16 protein-coding genes are annotated in these 17521 nt (G+C 63.2%); 5 read left to right on the plus strand and 11 right to left on the minus strand.

What is annotated here, in order from left to right; genetic code table 11:
- Positions 1-34: 34 nt before the first annotated feature.
- The 8 genes from mdcH to SBC1_RS23675 are packed head-to-tail and all read right to left on the minus strand — an operon-like array spanning position 35 to position 6928.
- Positions 35-967, minus strand: a complete 933-nt coding sequence (mdcH, locus tag SBC1_RS23640) for a malonate decarboxylase subunit epsilon (protein WP_165095110.1) — start codon at positions 965-967, stop codon at positions 35-37.
- A gap of 2 nt (positions 968-969) precedes the next feature.
- The gene (gene mdcB / locus SBC1_RS23645) at positions 970-1839 is read right to left on the minus strand and encodes a triphosphoribosyl-dephospho-CoA synthase MdcB (RefSeq protein WP_165095106.1); all 870 of its coding nucleotides are present in this window, start codon (positions 1837-1839) and stop codon (positions 970-972) included.
- Between the two features lies 1 nt (position 1840).
- Complete coding sequence (gene mdcG, locus SBC1_RS23650; RefSeq protein ID WP_165095102.1) at positions 1841-2527, minus strand: malonate decarboxylase holo-[acyl-carrier-protein] synthase; 687 nt, start codon at positions 2525-2527, stop codon at positions 1841-1843.
- Entirely contained in the window at positions 2511-3218 is a 708-nt protein-coding gene (locus tag SBC1_RS23655) for a biotin-independent malonate decarboxylase subunit gamma (protein WP_165095099.1), read from the minus strand. Before SBC1_RS23655 ends, mdcG begins: the two co-directional genes overlap by 17 nt.
- Positions 3205-4134: a biotin-independent malonate decarboxylase subunit beta gene (locus SBC1_RS23660; RefSeq protein ID WP_165095096.1), complete on the minus strand. Its 930-nt coding sequence runs from the start codon at positions 4132-4134 to the stop codon at positions 3205-3207. Before SBC1_RS23660 ends, SBC1_RS23655 begins: the two co-directional genes overlap by 14 nt.
- Positions 4134-4448 carry a malonate decarboxylase acyl carrier protein gene (gene mdcC / locus SBC1_RS23665; RefSeq protein ID WP_165095093.1) on the minus strand — a complete coding sequence of 105 codons (315 nt, stop codon included), beginning with the start codon at positions 4446-4448 and terminating at the stop codon, positions 4134-4136. The genes SBC1_RS23660 and mdcC overlap by 1 nt, the downstream gene beginning before the upstream one ends.
- A gap of 13 nt (positions 4449-4461) precedes the next feature.
- Entirely contained in the window at positions 4462-6108 is a 1647-nt protein-coding gene (mdcA, locus tag SBC1_RS23670; RefSeq protein ID WP_165095088.1) for a malonate decarboxylase subunit alpha, read from the minus strand.
- Positions 6109-6148: 40 nt separating this feature from the next.
- A complete protein-coding gene (locus SBC1_RS23675) occupies positions 6149-6928 on the minus strand; it encodes an alpha/beta hydrolase (RefSeq protein WP_165095085.1) in 780 nt (259 codons plus the stop codon).
- A 477-nt stretch (positions 6929-7405) separates the two neighbouring features.
- On the opposite strand from SBC1_RS23675, the gene SBC1_RS23680 reads away from it, so the two are divergent.
- Positions 7406-7756 carry a DUF4148 domain-containing protein gene (locus SBC1_RS23680; RefSeq protein WP_165101284.1) on the plus strand — a complete coding sequence of 117 codons (351 nt, stop codon included), beginning with the start codon at positions 7406-7408 and terminating at the stop codon, positions 7754-7756.
- Between the two features lie 311 nt (positions 7757-8067).
- On the opposite strand, the gene SBC1_RS23685 is transcribed toward SBC1_RS23680, so the two are convergent.
- Positions 8068-9792 (minus strand): alpha-keto acid decarboxylase family protein, encoded by a 1725-nt coding sequence (locus SBC1_RS23685; RefSeq protein WP_165095082.1) that lies wholly within the window; start codon positions 9790-9792, stop codon positions 8068-8070.
- Between the two features lie 666 nt (positions 9793-10458).
- Here SBC1_RS23685 and SBC1_RS23690 point away from each other — a divergent pair.
- The 4 genes from SBC1_RS23690 to SBC1_RS23705 are packed head-to-tail and all read left to right on the plus strand — an operon-like array spanning position 10459 to position 15363.
- Positions 10459-10746: a hypothetical protein gene (locus tag SBC1_RS23690; RefSeq protein WP_165095079.1), complete on the plus strand. Its 288-nt coding sequence runs from the start codon at positions 10459-10461 to the stop codon at positions 10744-10746.
- 1 nt (position 10747) lies between these two features.
- Positions 10748-11800, plus strand: a complete 1053-nt coding sequence (gene mdtN, locus SBC1_RS23695) for a multidrug transporter subunit MdtN (RefSeq protein ID WP_165095076.1) — start codon at positions 10748-10750, stop codon at positions 11798-11800.
- Positions 11781-13820, plus strand: a complete 2040-nt coding sequence (locus SBC1_RS23700) for an FUSC family protein (RefSeq protein WP_165095072.1) — start codon at positions 11781-11783, stop codon at positions 13818-13820. The genes mdtN and SBC1_RS23700 overlap by 20 nt, the downstream gene beginning before the upstream one ends.
- A complete protein-coding gene (locus SBC1_RS23705; RefSeq protein WP_165095068.1) occupies positions 13807-15363 on the plus strand; it encodes a TolC family protein in 1557 nt (518 codons plus the stop codon). The genes SBC1_RS23700 and SBC1_RS23705 overlap by 14 nt, the downstream gene beginning before the upstream one ends.
- A gap of 120 nt (positions 15364-15483) precedes the next feature.
- On the opposite strand, the gene SBC1_RS23710 is transcribed toward SBC1_RS23705, so the two are convergent.
- Complete coding sequence (locus tag SBC1_RS23710; RefSeq protein WP_165095065.1) at positions 15484-16257, minus strand: ABC transporter substrate-binding protein; 774 nt, start codon at positions 16255-16257, stop codon at positions 15484-15486.
- 51 nt (positions 16258-16308) lie between these two features.
- On the minus strand, positions 16309-17472 hold the full coding sequence (locus tag SBC1_RS23715) for a M20 aminoacylase family protein (RefSeq protein ID WP_165095061.1): 1164 nt from the start codon (positions 17470-17472) through the stop codon (positions 16309-16311).
- Positions 17473-17521: the final 49 nt, after the last annotated feature.

Consider the following 17521-nt stretch of genomic DNA (forward strand, 5'->3'; position numbering starts at 1 on the left):
CTCCCCGTCACCAAAGCGAAGAACGTTGCATCTCTCAGACCCGCTTGACTCTGGCAAGCCACGCGTAGACGCCTTCCCACGACCGGAAATCCGCAATGCTGCGAGATGGAATCGAAGGGTACGCGTCAGCCGTCATCTGGGACAGTGCACGTCCAGGACCGAGTTCAAGGAAGGCCGTGGCGCCAGCCTCAACGCACGCCTCCATGCATGCCGCCCAGTCCACTGGCTCGGCGATTTGTCGCGCGAGCTTGTCAAGTCCCTCGCTCTGATCAAGCACGACTGCCCCGTCAATTCCACTGAGGAGCCGCGTACCCGTCATTCCGCTAGAGAGGTTCACGCTACCAAGTTCGCGCCGGAACACAGGTACAGCCGCAGCAAGCCGGGGTGTATGCGACGCCACGCGTACCCGTATGGGCACGATTCGGGTCGCTCCGTGCTTTCGGGCGTCCTGGGCAACGGCATTCAAGGCGTCCTCCGTACCGGCCAGCACGCAGGCTTCGCCAGGATTGATGATCGCAACCGCCGCGTCACGTCCTGAGCAAAGCGCATCAAGCGTTCTCCGGTTAAGTCCTCTCACAAACAGCATCGCTTCCCGATTGACGCTTGCGGCGTCCATCGCGGCCGCGCGAGCGACAATCAGGTCGAGCGCATCAAACGCGCCGATTCTCCCCGCAACGTGCCATGCGGCAACCTCACCCACGCTGTAGCCAGCGACGCAGCGCCGACGTGGCAGTAAGGGGGCCAGTCGTTTGAATGCCGCGAGTACGTGCAGCGTGCAGAGCACTTGCGCGACGTGGTTCTGGTGTAGTGCGTCATCGCTAGCGCTGCGAACCCAGTCGCGCGGATCACTCTCGAACCAACGTGCTGCATACGAAAACAGCTGGGCAACATCTGGACCATCGCCTACGAGATCGAACATGCCAAGCCCCTGGTGGCCCTGCCCTGAGCAGAGGATTGCGATTGTCATGATTAGGTATCCCGATCGAAAGCGGCAACGAACAGGCTCATCGCAAGCAGGTCTGCGGCGCCGCCGGGGCTCAGCCGCCGTGAGACAAACTCACGATGCGCAGCCTCCGCGCGTGCGAGCCAGTCTGCTGAGCCGACGCCACCGCACGCAATGAAATCCCGCGCGGTCTGTTGCGCGAATGCGAGACCCGTTTCACCACCTCGATGCAGCAGGTTCGTATCGTCGAGAGCCGCAATCAGGGCGAAGCACGCATGCACGCGCGCAGCCGCCGCGTCACCAGGGCGCAGCACTTCAGCCTCGCGCAGTGACGGCACGCCGAACCGGTAGACGCTCGCGAAACCGTTCGCGGCTTCGTAGCGCGCGCCGCCGACGCCATAACGGCGTCCGACAACCTCACCGTGACTGCTCAATGGCCGTGGGCCGACGAGTATGTCGTCACCCCAATGCCGAGAGATGATTTCGCCGAGCGTTGGCATTCGGGCGGATTCCGCAAGCGTGCTGTCGGCAGAACGGCGGCCCGCCGCCGCGCACAGCAGACCGAGGCCGAAGATCGCACCGCGATGCGTGTTGACGCCGCCCGTCGCCGCGAACATCGCATGCTCCGCACGCACACCGATCCGGCGCAACACGGCCATGTCCGCCCGCGCCGCGCCCGCTCGCGCGAGTTCCGCGAAATACGGCCTGATCGCGGCCGCGCTACGCGCAAATGTGCAGGCGTCCATATCGTCATGGCTGCCCGAGTCGACCAGGCTGACGAGCCCCGGCTTTGGCCATGTCTCGAGCTCGAGCCGCAGGCAATGCTCCGCGTAAGAGGCCACTGCCTCAGCAATGGCAACCGATCCGTTGTCAACGGGACTGCACAATGTCGACATCTCATCCTTCCACAAATACGCGCACCGTCGCGAGCACAACATCCGCCGCTGTCTTCACGATCACATCACTCTCCGCGGCGTGCAGTTCCCGCCAGTTCGCGCCCGCGCCATCGGTTCGGATGACCTCGCCGTCGATCCTCATCGGCGCTAACGCGTCACACATGGCGACGTCCGCGAGCAGCGCTTCAAGCGCATCCAGTACATCCATTGCCCGGGGCAAATCAAACAACAGATCGAGATCCGAGCACTCGCTCAAATAAGACAGCCCGGTGAGCCCCTGCCATGCCAGACTACCGAACGCCCGACAATCAACCTGATGCCGGCGCGCGATCGAGACCAGCTCGTCGATCGTCGCGCGCCACGTGCAGGGCGCAACATCGCGAAGCATGGAGAGCTTTGGGGGCGGCTCGACCGAGATGATCGCGTCAGCCGGCACGACCATACTGATCCGGCGCTTGCCCGCTATCGGCGGCAGTGGCAATCCCAAGGGGACGTCGATCTCCTGTGCCTCGCATGGCCCCCGTCGACGGACGACCAGCGGCCAGCCGTGCGCCGCCCAGTTTCGAACGAGCGGATCGTTAGCCAGCGTTGGTTGCGACGCGATGCATGCGTTCCACGCGTCGCGCGAGATCCGCACGACGCTGTGCCGGACGAGCGCGGCGTCAGCCAGCCTATCGCGCGAGTTCATAGACCCGCCGCGCAATCTGGGCAGCCGCGGGACGGCCGCCATGTGACTCGCCGAGACGATCACGCGCGTCCAGGCGGTCGGGCGGCAAGTCGAACCAACGGGCAAGCTGCAAAGCGAGGGGTTGTGTTGGGTCCAGTACTGCATCGACAGCGCCCATCTTCACAAGATTTTCCAGGCCCGGCGCAAACACAGCGGTCGATTTCGCCATGTCTTCCAGCATGTCGATCGACAGCTTCGTCACGCGCGACATGGAAGGCAGGTCCATCACTTCGGGTTCCGCACCCGGCAGCGAGATGAGCACGCGCGTCGCGAGCGCGGTTGCAATAAAGGCTCCGGCCGCAGTGTGTCCATAGAGCAAACCGACCGTCTGGTGACCGCGCTGGCTCGCGAGCATCAGGCTCTTCGCGAGATGCGCAAGGCACTCGTTCAGGCCGAGCAATTCGTCGCGCTTACTCATGCGCTGGCTGCCGCTGTCGATCAATACGAGAATCGGCGTATTGGCGCCACCGCCAATTGTTTCAATCACGCGAGCGGACAACCACAGCGCTTCATCCACGCCGACGAACGCGCCGTGAGAAACGCCGATCACGTCGACGCGCCGGCCGTTGATGATCGCGGGTCCAGCAAAGAGGCCGTCGTCGCGTACTACAACGTCGTGTTCCAGTGAACCGAGAATTTCATCGAACGTCATTTCGCATCTCCTGCAGCCGGTCGGCGAGTTTTGTGAACGCGTCGCCGGAGATCTCGGGAATGGCATCCGCCTCGGCTTCTGTTGCTCCGAGCGCGCGCCAGATGTCTCGCGCATCGTCGCAGGCACCAAACGCAGCAATGCGATTGTCCAGCCGCGCCTGCTCGGCTTCGAGTACGTCCAGATCGAATGCATGGTGGCTCGCGAGCAATTCGAGGGTCACGCGACGGAACCCGGATAGCGTGTCGTCGATGAAACGCTCAGCACCGCCCGTCAACCGCCGATGTTTGCCCCCCATAGTCCGCCAGACGAGCCCGCGATCCTTTGAGTCGAACTCATCGACGCCGCGGTTTGTCTCGATGACTTCCGGACCAGAGACGCTGATGCGCCCTTGCTCGGAAACCGCGAGCGCCGTGCAGCACGCCGCCAACAGGCCACCGCCGCCGTAGCATCCGGCCCGGCCACCGATGAGGCCGATCACAGGCACACCGACTGCCCGTGCATCGACCAGCGCGCGCATGATCTCTGCAATCGCGAGCTCACCCGCATTGGCTTCCTGCAATCGCACACCGCCCGTATCGAACAAAATCAGCACGGGCACCGACCGCGCGTCACGTGCGGCGCGCAGCAGTCCAGTCAACTTCGCGCCGTGCACCTCGCCGAATGCGCCGCCCATGAAGCGTCCTTCCTGCGCAGCGACGAATACCGGGCTGCCATCAAGCATCGCTCGTCCGACGATCATTCCGTCGTCAAACTGACGTGGCAGATCGAACAAAGACAGATGCGGACTCATTTCCCGCTCAGCCGGACCCACGAACTCGACAAAGGTACCGACGTCGACGAGTCCGTCAATTCGCTGACGGGCGGAAGCTTCGTACCAGCTCGCACTCGTCATGGAGGGATCAAATGTTATGCTCATTATTCGCACTCCTCGATTACACGAACAGCCTGGGCGAGACGCAGCGACACCATATCGGGGCGCGCTCCACCGTCGTTGATCGATAGCCGCAGCCCGCCCGGTGAGCGACGTTCGACGAAATCCGCGACAACCGCCCGCCACACGTCGCCGAAACCGGCCGCGGCAGTCTGGACGTCAATTTCGCAAGCATTACCAGGCAGCACACGCTCGACCAGCACCTCAAGATTGCCGGACGCGACGACGCCGACGATAGCCGAGACTGCGTTCCCTTGCGCGCGTTCGCGCGCGGTATGACGATAACTTAGCCGTTCCATTTGATGCCTCCCGTTACCAATTGCGAAACCGCGATGGTGGCGCGTACAGGCCAGCCGACCAGCGCACGAGGTCCTTGACTGAGCGTGCAGCTAGCAGCCGCCGGTCGGCATCCAGCGGATTGATGCCGAGATCCTCCGGCCGACGAATGACACCTCGTTCGCGTAGCCGCTCGACTAGCCGGCGATCGCGGCCACGCCCGATTTCTGTATATCCGGCAACGCCACGAATCGCGTGTTCGCGTTCCTCGGAATTCCGGCACAGCAGCAGATTCGCGACGCCTTCCTCGGTGACGATATGCGTGACGTCGTCGCCATAGACCATCACTGGCGCAAGATCGAGCGACAGCTTGTCCGCCAGACGCAGCGCATCGAGCTTCTCTACGAACAGCGGCACGTTCTTGTCACCAAACGTCTCGCCGATCTGAACGACAAGCTTGCGGCCACGTCGCAAAGCGGCGGGCGTGTGCGGATCAGCTTCCTCTCCCGCCTTCAGCCACGGCTCGTTCGGGTGGCGCCGTCCCCGCGCGTCGCTGCCCATGTTTGGCGCGCCGCCAAAGCCAGCAATTCTCTCGGCTGTCACTGTCGATGAATGACCGGAGAGATCAATCTGCAACGTCGAACCAATGAACATGTCGCACGCGTACAGACCCGCCGTCTGGCAGAAAGCGCGGTTAGAACGTAGCGAACCGTCGGCCCCGGTAAAGAACACATCGGGGCGCGCGCGGATATAGTCGTCCATCCCGACTTCCGAGCCAAACGAGTGAATCTGCTCGACCCAGCCGGATTCAATAGCGGGAATCAGCGTCGGGTGCGGGTTCAACGCCCAGTGTGTGCAGATTATTCCCTTGAGCCCAAGGCGCTCTCCATAGGTCGGCAGCAGCAACTCGATCGCCGCGGTATTGAAGCCGATGCCGTGATTGAGGCGCTTGATCCCATACGGCTCGTAGATACCCTTGATGGCCAGCATCGCAGTCAGAATCTGCGTTTCCGTGATCGCCGCCGGGTCACGCGTGAACAGCGGCTCGACGAAGAACGGTCGTCCCGCCTCGACGACAAAATGCACCTGATCACCTGGAATGTCGACGCGCGGCACGCGATCGACGATCCGGTCAACCTGCGCGATGACGATACCGTCCTTGAAGGCGGTGGCCTCCACGACGGTTGGCGTGTCTTCAGTGTTCGGTCCGGTATACAGATTGCCGTCGGCATCCGCGCTGACGGCCGCGATTAACGCTACATGCGGTGTCAGGTCGATGAAGTAGCGGGCAAACAGTTCGAGGTACGTATGCACCGCACCAAGTTCGATGCGCCCGCCAAAGAGCAACTTCGCGATTCGCTGCGACTGCGGCCCCGAATACGCGAAGTCAAGCCGCTTCGCGATACCGCGCTCGAATACGTCCAGGTGTTCGGGCAACACGACTCCAGACTGCACCATATGCAGATCGTGGATCTTCGTGCTGTCGACTTCTGCCAGCGCCGTGGCGAGCAGATCCGCCTGTTTCTGGTTATCGCCCTCGAGGCACACACGATCCCCAGGGCGCAGCACAGCTTCAAGCAGCTTTGTTGCGTCTTCGCCCGCTACCCGTTTGCCCCGCGACACGCGCGCGCCAGCAGCAAGGCGGGCGTCGCGCGCATGTCGCGCCTGATTCCATTGAGCCATTGCGTATCTCCTGCGATACGTGAAGAGTTGAAACGACCCGTCACTTCCCCGCCTGCTGAGCCGCCTGCTCGATCAACGCTGCAACTTCCTGCGGATGAGTTTCGTACACCGAATGGCTCGCGCCAGCTATCTCCACCGTGTGGGCGTGTGCGCGCTTCGCGTACATGCGCTCGAGGTCCGGATTGATAATTTTGTCGTCCTTCGCGACCATGTACGACGTCGGCTTTGTTTTCCAGGCCGGATCCGGAATTTGTGCCGTGAACACGGCTGCAGCGGTCGGCATTTGCGCATGTGCTTCGAATTCAGCCTGCGCGATCGGCATGTCGGCCGCAAAATCACGCGGATAGTCGGCGGGATTCAGATAGAGGAAGTTGTCCGCCGTTTTCACGATGTCCTGGTGAGGCGTCGCGTTCGGATAGAGCTTCCCGTTCGAGACTTCGGTTTCGCCGACATCGAGTGCGTGCGCGGCAATGTAGACGAGCGACTTCACGTGCTCGTCGTTTCCCGCTTCCGTGATGATCGCGCCACCGTAGCTATGGCCGACAAGCACGCACGGACCGTCGAGGCTATCAATGACGCGCTTGGTAGCCGTCACATCGTCCTTGAAGGACGTGAGCGGTTCCTGCACGAGCGTCACCTTGTAGCCGTCCTTGGTGAGGATGTCATACACGGGACGCCATCCGGCGCCACCCACAAAGGCGCCGTGCACGAGGACGACGTTCTTGACGGGAGCGGCCTGCGCGGTTGTGACGGCGCCGGCAACCAGACAAAGCGCCGCTGCTGCATGCGCGGCGGCCGAACGAAAAGAAAAGAGGGACATGGCAACTCCTTGGAATAGTGTTAAGTGAATTGAGGTACAACACGGCCAGTCTAAAAAGCTGCCTCGAACGGGGCGATTGCTCGGGCATTACAAAAAAATGACGTACCCACCCAGCGCTCCGTGCGCCAGGATCATTCCCCGAATGCGTCCGCACGTCGCTTGTAGCGAGCACGCGCAGCGGCCAGGAACTGAAGCGGGTTCTCCTGTCTGGAGATTGCGCCGCGGCATCCATCTCTTGTCGGGCGGCATGGCAGAGCACGTCATTTTTTTGTAATAGCCAGGTCACGACCCAGTGGGAGTCCGCAATTCAGACTTCCATTACGCAGTGTCAGATTGCCTGCGACGCTCCGAACGTCGATCGATAGGCATTTGGCCGCAAACCAATCCGTCAGTCCTGCGTTCTTCGGGATGCGCTCCTTCGGTGGTTTGGAAAAGTTGCTTCTGCGCTCCCTTTTTATTTACATAGGAATACATATCATGTTGAAATCAATTCTCAGCGCCATCGTTGCTGCCGCTGCCATTTCTGCCCCGGTATTCAGCTTTGCTCAATCCAGCCAGCCGGTGACTCGTGCCGATGTCCGTGCTGATCTCGTGCGCGTCGAACGGGCCGAAATCAATCCGGGCTTGACGAGCGATGCAAACTACCCGGCGGACATCCAGGCTGCCGAAGCCAGGGTCACGGTAGAAGACCCAAAAAATACGACATACCAGGATGTCGGTGGTGCACCGCTGGAGGGCAGTTCGTCGGCCGGTTCGCGCCCGCATGTGCAAGAACAGTCCAGTTGCGTGGGCCCGGTCAGCTTCTGCACGTTGTACTTTGGCAGCTGAAGTCATTGCCGCCGCACAGTAGCTCACAGACTCTGTCGAACAGGAGTTGTGCTCATGACTGACGTACAGACGCAGGAGGAGTACAACCGGCCAACTGTGGTCATTCGGTTGGGAACACCAAGAGCCAGTTGGGTGAGCGTTCTGCGTCCGTTATCGGGTGTCGACTCCGATAACGGACGCCGTTTTATCGGCAGATTGAACCCGCGCAGATTCCCGAATGCCGCGATCCATCCGTGCGGAAGCTGCGCGGTGATAGTCGAGTGCGTGTCGGCGTGCAAGGCTTGCACGGCGCGCGACCGCCCCATCTTTATCTACACAGCGTGGGACCGGAGCTGCAGATTGTCCCGGCGCTGCGGCCCGCGAGGCCCGTAATCGAGTTCGGCCCCAAGGTTGCTGCTTCGGGTGATTGCGGCGGGCGCGTCGCACGGGTCCATGATCGACTCGACGAAAAGTAGCCTGTCGTTCGGCGCACCGAGCGCGTTTTGCAGATCCCCGCAGGTCCTGACCACAAACGATCGTGCGGAGGCGCCGGGATGGAGCACTTTCGGCAGCTCAGCATAGGCCCAGTTGGCGATGTCGTTGTATGGCTCGGTCTTGCCAATGTAGCCGCGCTCGATGGTATATCCGCCATTGTTGATCAGCAGGATCACCGGCTTGTGATCGTGCCGCAGGATGGTCGAGAGCTCCTGCGCCGTGACCTGGAAGGACCCATCGCCCACGAGCAGCACGTGACGACGATCTGGCGCGGCGGTCAGTGCACCAAGGAGGGCTCCAACCGAATAGCCGATGGATCCCCAGTTGATCGAGCCAATGAACGTGCAGTTCGGCGGAAGCTTCAGGCCGAGAATGGAAAATGACGTGCCATTGTCGACATACACGACGTCACCGGAGCGCAGGTAGGCCTGAATGGCCTGCCAGTAGGCAGCCTGAGTCAACGTAGCGGAGCCGTCGGCCTGCGCGCCAGGCGCGGTTGCGGCAACAGCCCGCGGAGCTCGGTTCGTGACCTGCGGGACCGCTTCGATGACGCCGCGGAGCACTTCCTTGAGCGTCACTGCCTGATAGTTGTCGTCGCCGACGTCCACTGCGTGCCCCCGGGCGTGGATCGTACCGGCGGGCAGCGTTGCCGTGAAATCGCCCGTCGTCACCTCGATCGGCCGGTAGCCAATGGCGAGCAGGCAGTCACTGCTCTCGATCGTCTCACGCACCCCCGGCTCGCTGCCCCTGCCGGCGTAGATCCCCACGTAATGCGGAAAAGACTCGTCGATCACGCTCTTGGCTGCGTTGATCACAGCTATCGGAGCCTGCAGCTTCCGGGCCAGTTCCATGAGTTCGGGCGCGACGCGGAACCGGTCCGCGTCCGCATCCACCAGGATCGCAGGCGAAGTGGCGGCGGACAGCCGTTGCGTGACCGCGGAGATGCACGAGCGCAGCCGTTCCGGATCACTGGCCTCGTCGGCAAGGACGAGCGGAGCCGCAGGCACCTCGATCTCGAGATAGGAAATATCGGATGGGAACTCCATGTACACCGGAAGCTTTTCCCGCCAGGCGGTGAGGATCAGACGGTCGATCTCGAGAACCGCGTTGCGCGGGGTGATCCTGGCCTGCGCCGCTGTCACCGGCGCGTAGGCGCGAAGGAAGTGGTCGAAGTTTCCGTCGGCCATGGTGTGGTGCATTCCCAGGCCGCGATCGATGGACCTGAGCGGTATCGAACCGCAGATGCAGATGGTCGGGACATGTTCGGCGTAAGAGCCGGCGACCCCGTTGAGCGCGCTCAGGGAACCTACGCCGTTCGTGACGAGCAGCGCGCCCAGGCCCTTGAGCCGGGCATAGCCGTCCGCCGCGTAGGAGGAGACCAGTTCACCGGTATTGCCGACCCATTCCAGCGCGCCGCTATCGTGGAGTTGCTGCAGCAGCGTGAGGTTGTAGTCTCCCGGAACGCCGAACAGATGCCGGATGCCGGCTTCCTCAAGACGGCGAAGCAGGAAGTCGCCGATCGTCATTCGTTGGGTGAGGCTGCCCGCATGCTTGATTTCCATGGAGGACTCCTAATCGTAATAATCAGAGGAATACGCGTTGCAGAATTCGATAGAACGCCGCCGACCTGCGTATCGCCTCTCGTCAGATACACCCTAGTGGTTATTGGTTTGTTGATCGCTTACACCCCGAATACACTTTCAATACAGCGGTTTCGCGCGGGGAATAAATTCTCCGCAAGTAGCGTACGCCTTGTTACTCATCCATTCTGCGTACTTTCCGTGCAACGTCATCGACGGTCTCAACGAACAACCGGACGTGGCGATCCAATCTTAAATTTAGTACAACATTTTGAAGTCGTTGGATGAAAGAAACGGAGATCGACGGGTATCGTTAATGTCTTGGTCATATGGCAAGGCTTACTAAAGAGCGGGCTGACAGCATGCTTGAATTCGACGGCAAGCGGGCTTCTTCCCAGGTACTTTTAGCTAGCTGGTTGCGTGGTAAACAGCGCTATGATGGTGTGGCTTGAGGAGGGCAGTCATACGGCCTCGACTTAACGTATGCCATCGACCCGGCAGATGATCTGCAAGCGCGGGTCGCGCGGGTAGTTTGTGTGGCGGTGCATCAGCAGGGTGCGGCACAGCGAAAGTGGAAGGGCAACCATCGCTGCGCCCAAGGCTGTTTTTACGAGTGGGATACCAGTATTTGTTCACTTCACTAAAGCGATGAAAGAACGTACATGGTCCAGATTCGCCGCCGTATGGTTACTCTTGGCATTTACGCCGCTTGCGGGTTGCGTTGCCCGTGGCGCGCCGTCCTACACGCTATTCGGCGCGTACTTCCCGTTCTGGCTTCTGAGCGCCGTGACTGGCATTGCGGGTGCGCTCGTCGCGCATCGCGCGTTCGTCGCAACCGGCTGGGTCCGCGAGGTGCCGTACCAGCTTTCTGTGTGCACAGCGATCGGTATCGTTGTCGGGGTGCTTGTCTGGCTGTGGGGAACGGGGCAGCTCTGATATGAAAATGGCCGGCGTGAATCCCAAACCCGCATGGAAGGGGCGCGTCATCGCAGCGGCAATCGTCCTGCTTGGCGCGGCGGCATTATGGTATGCATACGATAGGTCGTCGCGCTTTCCTTCGACCGATGACGCAAGCATTGACGCCGACGTCGTACATGTCGCGTCGCCCGTCGGCGGCCGGATCGCGCGGGTTGCGGTCGAGGAGAATCAGCGGGTTGCGAAGGGCGACGTGCTGTTCGAAATCGATCCCTTGCCGTACCGGCTTGCGGTCGAGCAGGGACAGGCCGATGTCGAACTGGCCCGCGCAGCGCTGGCGACGCGCCACCGCTCGGTGATCGGCGAGACGTCGAACGCCGCGATCGCCGCCGACCAGACCCGCCGTGCGGCGCACAATTACGACCTCGCGACGCGCAGCGTCGAGCGGCTGCGGCCGCTCGCGGCGCAGGGCTACGTGTCCGCGCAGCAGTTCGATCAGGCGGTCGTCGCGCAGCGGGACGCGAACGTGTCGCTGGCGCAGGCGAAGGAGCAGCAGCGATCGTCTGCGCAGACGATCGGCGACGATGCCGACGCCATCGCCACGCTGCATGCGCGCGAGGCCGCGCTGGCCATATCGCGGCGTGCGCTCGACGATACCATCGTGCGCGCTCCGTTCGACGGCTACGTGACGGGTCTCTCGATTCTTGCCGGCGAGACAGTCGCGCCGAACCAGTCCATCTTCACGCTGATCCACGCGGGCGAATGGTTCGCGGTCGCGAATTTTCGCGAGACGGCGCTCGGTGCGATCGAAGTCGGCGACTGTGCGACCGTGTACTCGTTGATTGACCGCAAACAGGCGATGCGCGGCAAGGTGATCGGCATTGGCGCCGGAATCACGGACACCGATCGTGTGAACGTGCCGCACGGCCTGCCGTATGTGCAGCAGTCGGTGAACTGGGTGCGCGTCGCGCAGCGCTTCCCGGTTCGCGTACGGATCGAAGCACCGGCGGAGCGGCTAGTGCGGGTGGGCGCGAGCGCGATCGTCGAGGTCCGGCATGGCCAGTCTTGCCGGTGACGTCACCGCGCCCGGTCTGCGCGAAATCGCGAGGCTGCTCGCGCCGTTTCCAGGGCGCGCGTCAATCGTCACACGTATTGCGCTGATTTGCGCGCTGACGGTGCTCGTCACGAGCGCATACGGAACGCCCGAGGCCGCGAGTTCGGTGTATATCGTGCTTTTCCTGAACCGGCCCGATCGGGTGACGAGCGTCGTAACGTCAATTGCATTGCTACTGCTCGTGACCGTGATCGTCGGGATCGTGATGGTGGTCGCGATCTTCTGCATTAATGAGCCGGCGCTGCGTGTTGCCAGCATGGCGGTGCTGTCGGCCGTGTTTCTGTTCATGACGTCAGCGAGCAAGTTGCGGCCCGTCGGGGCGATAGTTGCCATGATTATCGGCTACGGACTCGACGAACTTGGCCTGGCGCCGATCGGCGAAGCGGCGACGCGGGGCCTGCTGTACGCATGGTTGTTGGTCGCGATTCCAATTGGTGTTGCGATGGTCGTGAATCTGCTTTTCGCGCCCTCGCCGCGCCGGCTCGCCAGCGTGCAGCTCGCGAGGCGCCTGAGGCTCGCCTCGCGTCGCCTGACGGACACGGCGACCGACGCCGAGCGCGCTGCATTCGACGTGTGCGTGCGCGAGGGTGACCATCAGATCATGGCGTGGCTCAAGGTCTCGAAGCTCGAAGGCACGTCGACAGATGCCGACAGCGCGGCACTGCGTCAGGCGGCTGCGTCCACTACAGCGATCCTGGTCGCGACGGATCTCGCCTCAAGCGAACCCGGCGCGCGGCTGCCCGCCCCATGCACGGCGCGGCTTGCCGAAACGATGGACCAGATGGCCACGATGCTCGAAGCCGGCGGCTATCCCGTGGACGTTGTAGTGGACATGCCCGAGGCAGCCGCACTAATGCCGCTGGCCGCGCTCGTGTTCGCCAACCTGCGCGCGGCGCTGGAGGGTTTCACCGTGCCGCCCCTGGCAGCCGAGGCGTCACCGGACCCGGCGCCGGCCGAGCACGCGCCTGAACGCAGGGGCTTCTTCGACGCGGACGCGCTCACCAATCCCGATCACATCCGCTACGCGCTGAAGACCACGGCAGCAGCTATGTTTTGCTACCTGCTGTATCAGCAGCTCGATTGGCAGGGAATCCATACGTGCTTCATCACCTGCTATATGGTGTCGCTTGGCACGACGGCCGAGACTGTCGAGAAGCTGACATTGCGGATCACCGGCTGTCTCATCGGTGCTTTGATTGGCACGGCGGCGATCGTGTTCGTGACGCCTGCCCTGACGTCGGCCGGCGAGCTGATGGCGCTGGTTTTCGTGGGAGCGTGGCTGGCCGCGTGGGTCGCGATGGGGTCGCCGCGCATCGGCTACGCCGGCATGCAGATCGCATTCGCGTTCTTCCTGTGCGTGATCCAGGGCGCGGCGCCTGCATTCGATCTGACGCTCGCGCGCGACCGCGTGATCGGCGTGCTGATCGGTAACGTGGTGACCTACCTGATGTTCACGCGCGTCTGGCCAGTCAGCATTGCCGGCCGGATCGACGCGACGCTCGGCTCGCTGGTCGCGCAGTGGACGCGGATCGCGCACACGGCGGACGCCGGCACCCGCAGTGCGCTTGTCGCGGGGGCGCTCGCTCAGTACGGCGGCCTGCGCCAGAATCTAGGCCTGATCCACTACGAGCCGTCGTGGGTGCGTCCCGTGCCCGCCTGGATCGCGAGCCGGCGGCGTGTGCTCGCGGAGCTCGGGGCGCTGGAGGCACCGCTCTCCCTCGCGGCCGGCCGCGCAGGCGCAGTGGCCGATACGCGACTGCGCGAACTCGCGCGGCGGATTGCGCCCGGCGAGTACGCGGATGGAAGTGCCGGCCAGCGCGCCACCGATACGCAAGCGCTGCGCGCTGATCTCGCCGTTGGTGGCGCATCGGACCCCGGCGTCAACGCATTGTTGAACGTGATCGATACGCGGTTCGGTCAGATTGCCGATGCCGCGCGCTCATCCGAACCGAAGGAGGCGACGACCGATGCGCGCCCTTGAACCGACGCCCTGGCTGATCGCATTGACCGCGGCCGGGCTCGCGGGATGCGCGACGTCTTCGCTCGATCTTGCGCCGCCCGCGCCCGACCGTCCGTGGCAGCCGCAGACGAACGCCTTTGGTGACATCGTACCCGGACCGCCGCGTACCGGTGCCGATGCCGCGCGTGCCGGCTACTCGTTACCGAACAGCACCGGGCTGGCCTTCGTTGAGCCCGCTGCGCAGCTTGATGCGAACCATGCGTACACGCTGCCAGAACTGGTCGATCTCGCCGAATCTACCAATCCGCTGACGCGGATCGCCTGGAACGACGCACGCAATGCGGCGCTCGCGGCGGGCATCGCGAAGGCCGCGTATCTGCCGCAGCTCAGTGCGACGGCGATGGGCGGTTATCAGGCGTCGAGCGGCTCCGCGTCCACGCCGCTTGGCAACAACTCGACCAGTTCGGACATTCACGGGACGGTGTCCCTGCTCGCACTGCAATGGCTGCTGTTCGACTTCGGCGGCCGCCGCGCGCGCGTCGATGCGGCCACGCAGCTATCGGTCGCCGCGAACGTCGCGTTCACGGCTGTGCACCAGCGCGTGATCCACGACGTAAGCATTGCTTACTATGGGTACGAAGCCGCCTCTGCACGGGCGCATACCGCACAGCAGGCGCTCGACAACGCGGGCGGCATCCTCACCGCCGCGCGCGCACGGCTGAAGCAGGGCGTGGGCACGGTCGTCGAGGTTGCACAGGCAACGCAGAACCAGGCGCAGGCGAATCTTGCGAAGGTCCAGTCGGATGGTGCGGAGAGCGACAGCTATCTGAACCTGGTGTCCGCACTCGGAATCTCGCCTTTGTCGAAGCCGACAATTGCCCCCCTGCCGCCGCGCGCGCTGTCGCCGGCGCTGCACCAGTCGGTCGACGAGATCGTCGCCGATGCGATTGCGCGACGGCCGGACGTGCAGGGCGCGTATGCGCTCGAGCAGGCGAACCAGGCGAGGATCCGCGCGGCCGAGGCAGCGTTCATGCCGAAGGTGTTCGTGTCCGCGACGGCCGCGTACGGCACCGGCAGTACGGCGATCACGGCGGTTCCACCGGTCGGCGATCAGGCGGCGACCGTGAACCTGAGCGGCAGCCACCGTAGTGGCAATGTGTTTGTCGGCGTGACGATCCCGCTGTACGACGGGGGCTTACGGTCCGCCGTGCTGATGCAGGCGCGCAACGACGCGGATAGTGCGTCCGCGCAGTTCACGCGGACCAGGGAGGAGGCCGTCCGGCAGATTGTCGTGGCGCAGAACGCGCTCTCCACAAGCCTCGCATCAAACGATGCCGCGAAGGCGCTGGTCGCCGCCGCGCAGACGACCTACAACGCGGCGTTTGCTGCGTACCGGCACGGCGTCGGTCCGATAACCGACGCGCTGCTTTCGCAGAACCAGCTGATCGCCGCGCAGAACGCGTATGCGGACAGTTACAGCGCCGCGCTGTCTGCCGCCGCCTCGCTCGCTCTGGCGACGGGGGAGATCGGGGCGATCGCGCCCGACGGAGACCCAGCCTGGTGATATTTCCGCTCACTGCTTCAGACCCGCCGTTTTAGAAGAAGTGTCGCAAGCCGATTCCTACCACCGACTGAACGTCACCTGAGGCAGGCGAGAGCGTATTGGTTGCTGCAGGTGCAGTGGTTACTTCGTGGTTGTCGCAGTGCCCAGGTACTTGTGCGTTAACCGGTCGATGGTGCCGTTTTGCCTGAGTTGAGCGATCCCGGCGTCGAGCATTTGTAGCGTGTGCGCGTCGGTCTTGCGCACGCCGATCACGCTGCTTGCGGAGAGCAGCGCCGGATCGACGATCTGTGCGCCGGCCAGTTCGAAGTTCTTGCCTTCCGGTTTTGCGAGGAAGCCCAGTTGGGCGGCGGCGCCGACGACCAGCGTACCGTCGAGCCGTCCGTTCTCGAGGTCGGCGTAGACGCTGTCCTGGTCCTGATACTCGACGATCACCACACCATGCGCGGCCCAGTTCTGCTTCGCGAATGCCGCCTGCGTCGAACCTTGCAGCACGCCGATACGCTTACCGGCGAGCGATGCCGCTGTGGGCTGCAAGTGAGCGGCCTTCGCGGCGACGAGGCGAATGTCCGCTGGGTACAGCGGTGTTGTGAAATCCATCACCGCCTGTCGCGCGGCTGTGGCGGCGAGCGACGCATTGATAGCATCGAACTTGCGCGATTGCAGCCCGGCAATCAAACCGTCGAAACTCCCCTCCACCCATTCGCATTTCACATGGGCGGCAGCGCACAGGGCATTGCCAATGTCGATGTCGAGCCCCACGAGCTGGCCGCTCGGCAATTTGTATTCGTACGGCGGATAAGTCGGATCGGTACCGAAGCGCAATGTTTCGGCCTGCGCGGACTGTGCGACGACGAGGGCCACGGCGGCGAGCGCCGGCAGCAGGTACTGGTTCATAGGTACTCCTGACTGGATTAAGTGGATGCGTTCATAATGCAAAAAGACGGGCTACGCCTCAAGGCGTGCGAGCGCCAGCGTCACGAAGAAGCGCACACCGAGCGGCAGCACCTCGTCGTTGAAGTCGAACTCGGGATGATGGCAATAGACCCCGCCCTGGCCGAGCAGCACGTAAGCACCGGGGCGGCGCAGTAGAAATTCGGAGAAGTCCTCGGAGCCGTTGAGCGGCGGAAAATCACGCAGGACGTTCGCCGCGCCGAACACCTCTTCGGCTGCGGTGGCGGCGGCTGCGGCCTGCTCGCGATGGTTGATCGTCGCGGGCGAGCTGCCGTAGAACGTCACCGCGATCTCGCATTCGGTCGCGAGCGCGACGCCCGCGCAGATGGACTCGATACGTGCCTTCATCCGTTCGCGCACGCTTTCGTCGAAGGTACGCATGGTGCCCGTCATCTGCGCATGCGAAGGAATCACGTTCGACGTGCTACCTGCATGAATGCTGCCAATGCTGAGCACGGCGACCGAAGCAGGGTCGATCGCGCGACTCACGACAGTCTGCAGCGCGCAGACGAGCTGCGCCGAAGCCGCGATAGGATCCTTTGTCCTTTCAGGCGACGAACCATGACCGCCGACGCCGTTCACATCGATTCGCAACTCATCGCACGACGCCAGCATGGCGCCGTCGCGCACGCCGAACGTGCCGGGCGCGAAATGCGGCGCATTGTGTATGGCGTAGATCTCGTCGAATGGAAAGCGGGTTTCGAGCCCATCGGCCAGCATAGCCAGCGCACCGCCGCCGGTTTCCTCGGCGGGCTGAAAGATCAGCACGATCGTCCCCGCGAAATCGCGATGACGGCTGAAATGGCGCGCTGTGCCGAGCAGCATCGCCGTATGGCCGTCGTGCCCGCAACCGTGAAATACCCCTTGCCGCAAGGAGCGATGCAACGGGCGTCCTTCTTCTTCCATGGGCAGCGCGTCCATGTCGGCTCGCAACGCGATTGCGCGCCCCATACCCGACGTCGTGCGTGTGCCCCGAATGATGCCGACCACGCCCGTTTTGCCCACGCCCGTATGGGTTTCGATATCCCACGCGCGCAGTTTCGCGGCAACGAGTTCGCTCGTGCGCGTCTCGTCGAATGCCGTTTCCGGATTGGCGTGAATGTCTCGCCGCAATGCAACCAGTTCGTCGATGTCCGCATCGATGATGTTCAGTCCCACTTTACCTCCTTGTCTTGGGTGCTTCCGGCCGCGCGCCTCATAGGCGGCG

The sequence above is a fragment of the Caballeronia sp. SBC1 genome (genome assembly GCF_011493005.1).
Classification (GTDB): Bacteria; Pseudomonadota; Gammaproteobacteria; order Burkholderiales; family Burkholderiaceae; genus Caballeronia.

Bases quoted from the DNA above. Each gene is read 5' to 3' on its own strand.
- mdcH (WP_165095110.1), bottom strand. From the start codon at position 967: ATGACAATCGCAATCCTCTGCTCAGGGCAGGGCCACCAGGGGCTTGGC.
- mdcB (WP_165095106.1), bottom strand. From the start codon at position 1,839: ATGTCGACATTGTGCAGTCCCGTTGACAACGGATCGGTTGCCATTGCT.
- mdcG (WP_165095102.1), bottom strand. From the start codon at position 2,527: ATGAACTCGCGCGATAGGCTGGCTGACGCCGCGCTCGTCCGGCACAGC.
- SBC1_RS23655 (WP_165095099.1), bottom strand. From the start codon at position 3,218: ATGACGTTCGATGAAATTCTCGGTTCACTGGAACACGACGTTGTAGTA.
- SBC1_RS23660 (WP_165095096.1), bottom strand. From the start codon at position 4,134: ATGAGCATAACATTTGATCCCTCCATGACGAGTGCGAGCTGGTACGAA.
- mdcC (WP_165095093.1), bottom strand. From the start codon at position 4,448: ATGGAACGGCTAAGTTATCGTCATACCGCGCGCGAACGCGCGCAAGGG.
- mdcA (WP_165095088.1), bottom strand. From the start codon at position 6,108: ATGGCTCAATGGAATCAGGCGCGACATGCGCGCGACGCCCGCCTTGCT.
- SBC1_RS23675 (WP_165095085.1), bottom strand. From the start codon at position 6,928: ATGTCCCTCTTTTCTTTTCGTTCGGCCGCCGCGCATGCAGCAGCGGCG.
- SBC1_RS23680 (WP_165101284.1), top strand. From the start codon at position 7,406: ATGTTGAAATCAATTCTCAGCGCCATCGTTGCTGCCGCTGCCATTTCT.
- SBC1_RS23685 (WP_165095082.1), bottom strand. From the start codon at position 9,792: ATGGAAATCAAGCATGCGGGCAGCCTCACCCAACGAATGACGATCGGC.
- SBC1_RS23690 (WP_165095079.1), top strand. From the start codon at position 10,459: ATGAAAGAACGTACATGGTCCAGATTCGCCGCCGTATGGTTACTCTTG.
- mdtN (WP_165095076.1), top strand. From the start codon at position 10,748: ATGAAAATGGCCGGCGTGAATCCCAAACCCGCATGGAAGGGGCGCGTC.
- SBC1_RS23700 (WP_165095072.1), top strand. From the start codon at position 11,781: ATGGCCAGTCTTGCCGGTGACGTCACCGCGCCCGGTCTGCGCGAAATC.
- SBC1_RS23705 (WP_165095068.1), top strand. From the start codon at position 13,807: ATGCGCGCCCTTGAACCGACGCCCTGGCTGATCGCATTGACCGCGGCC.
- SBC1_RS23710 (WP_165095065.1), bottom strand. From the start codon at position 16,257: ATGAACCAGTACCTGCTGCCGGCGCTCGCCGCCGTGGCCCTCGTCGTC.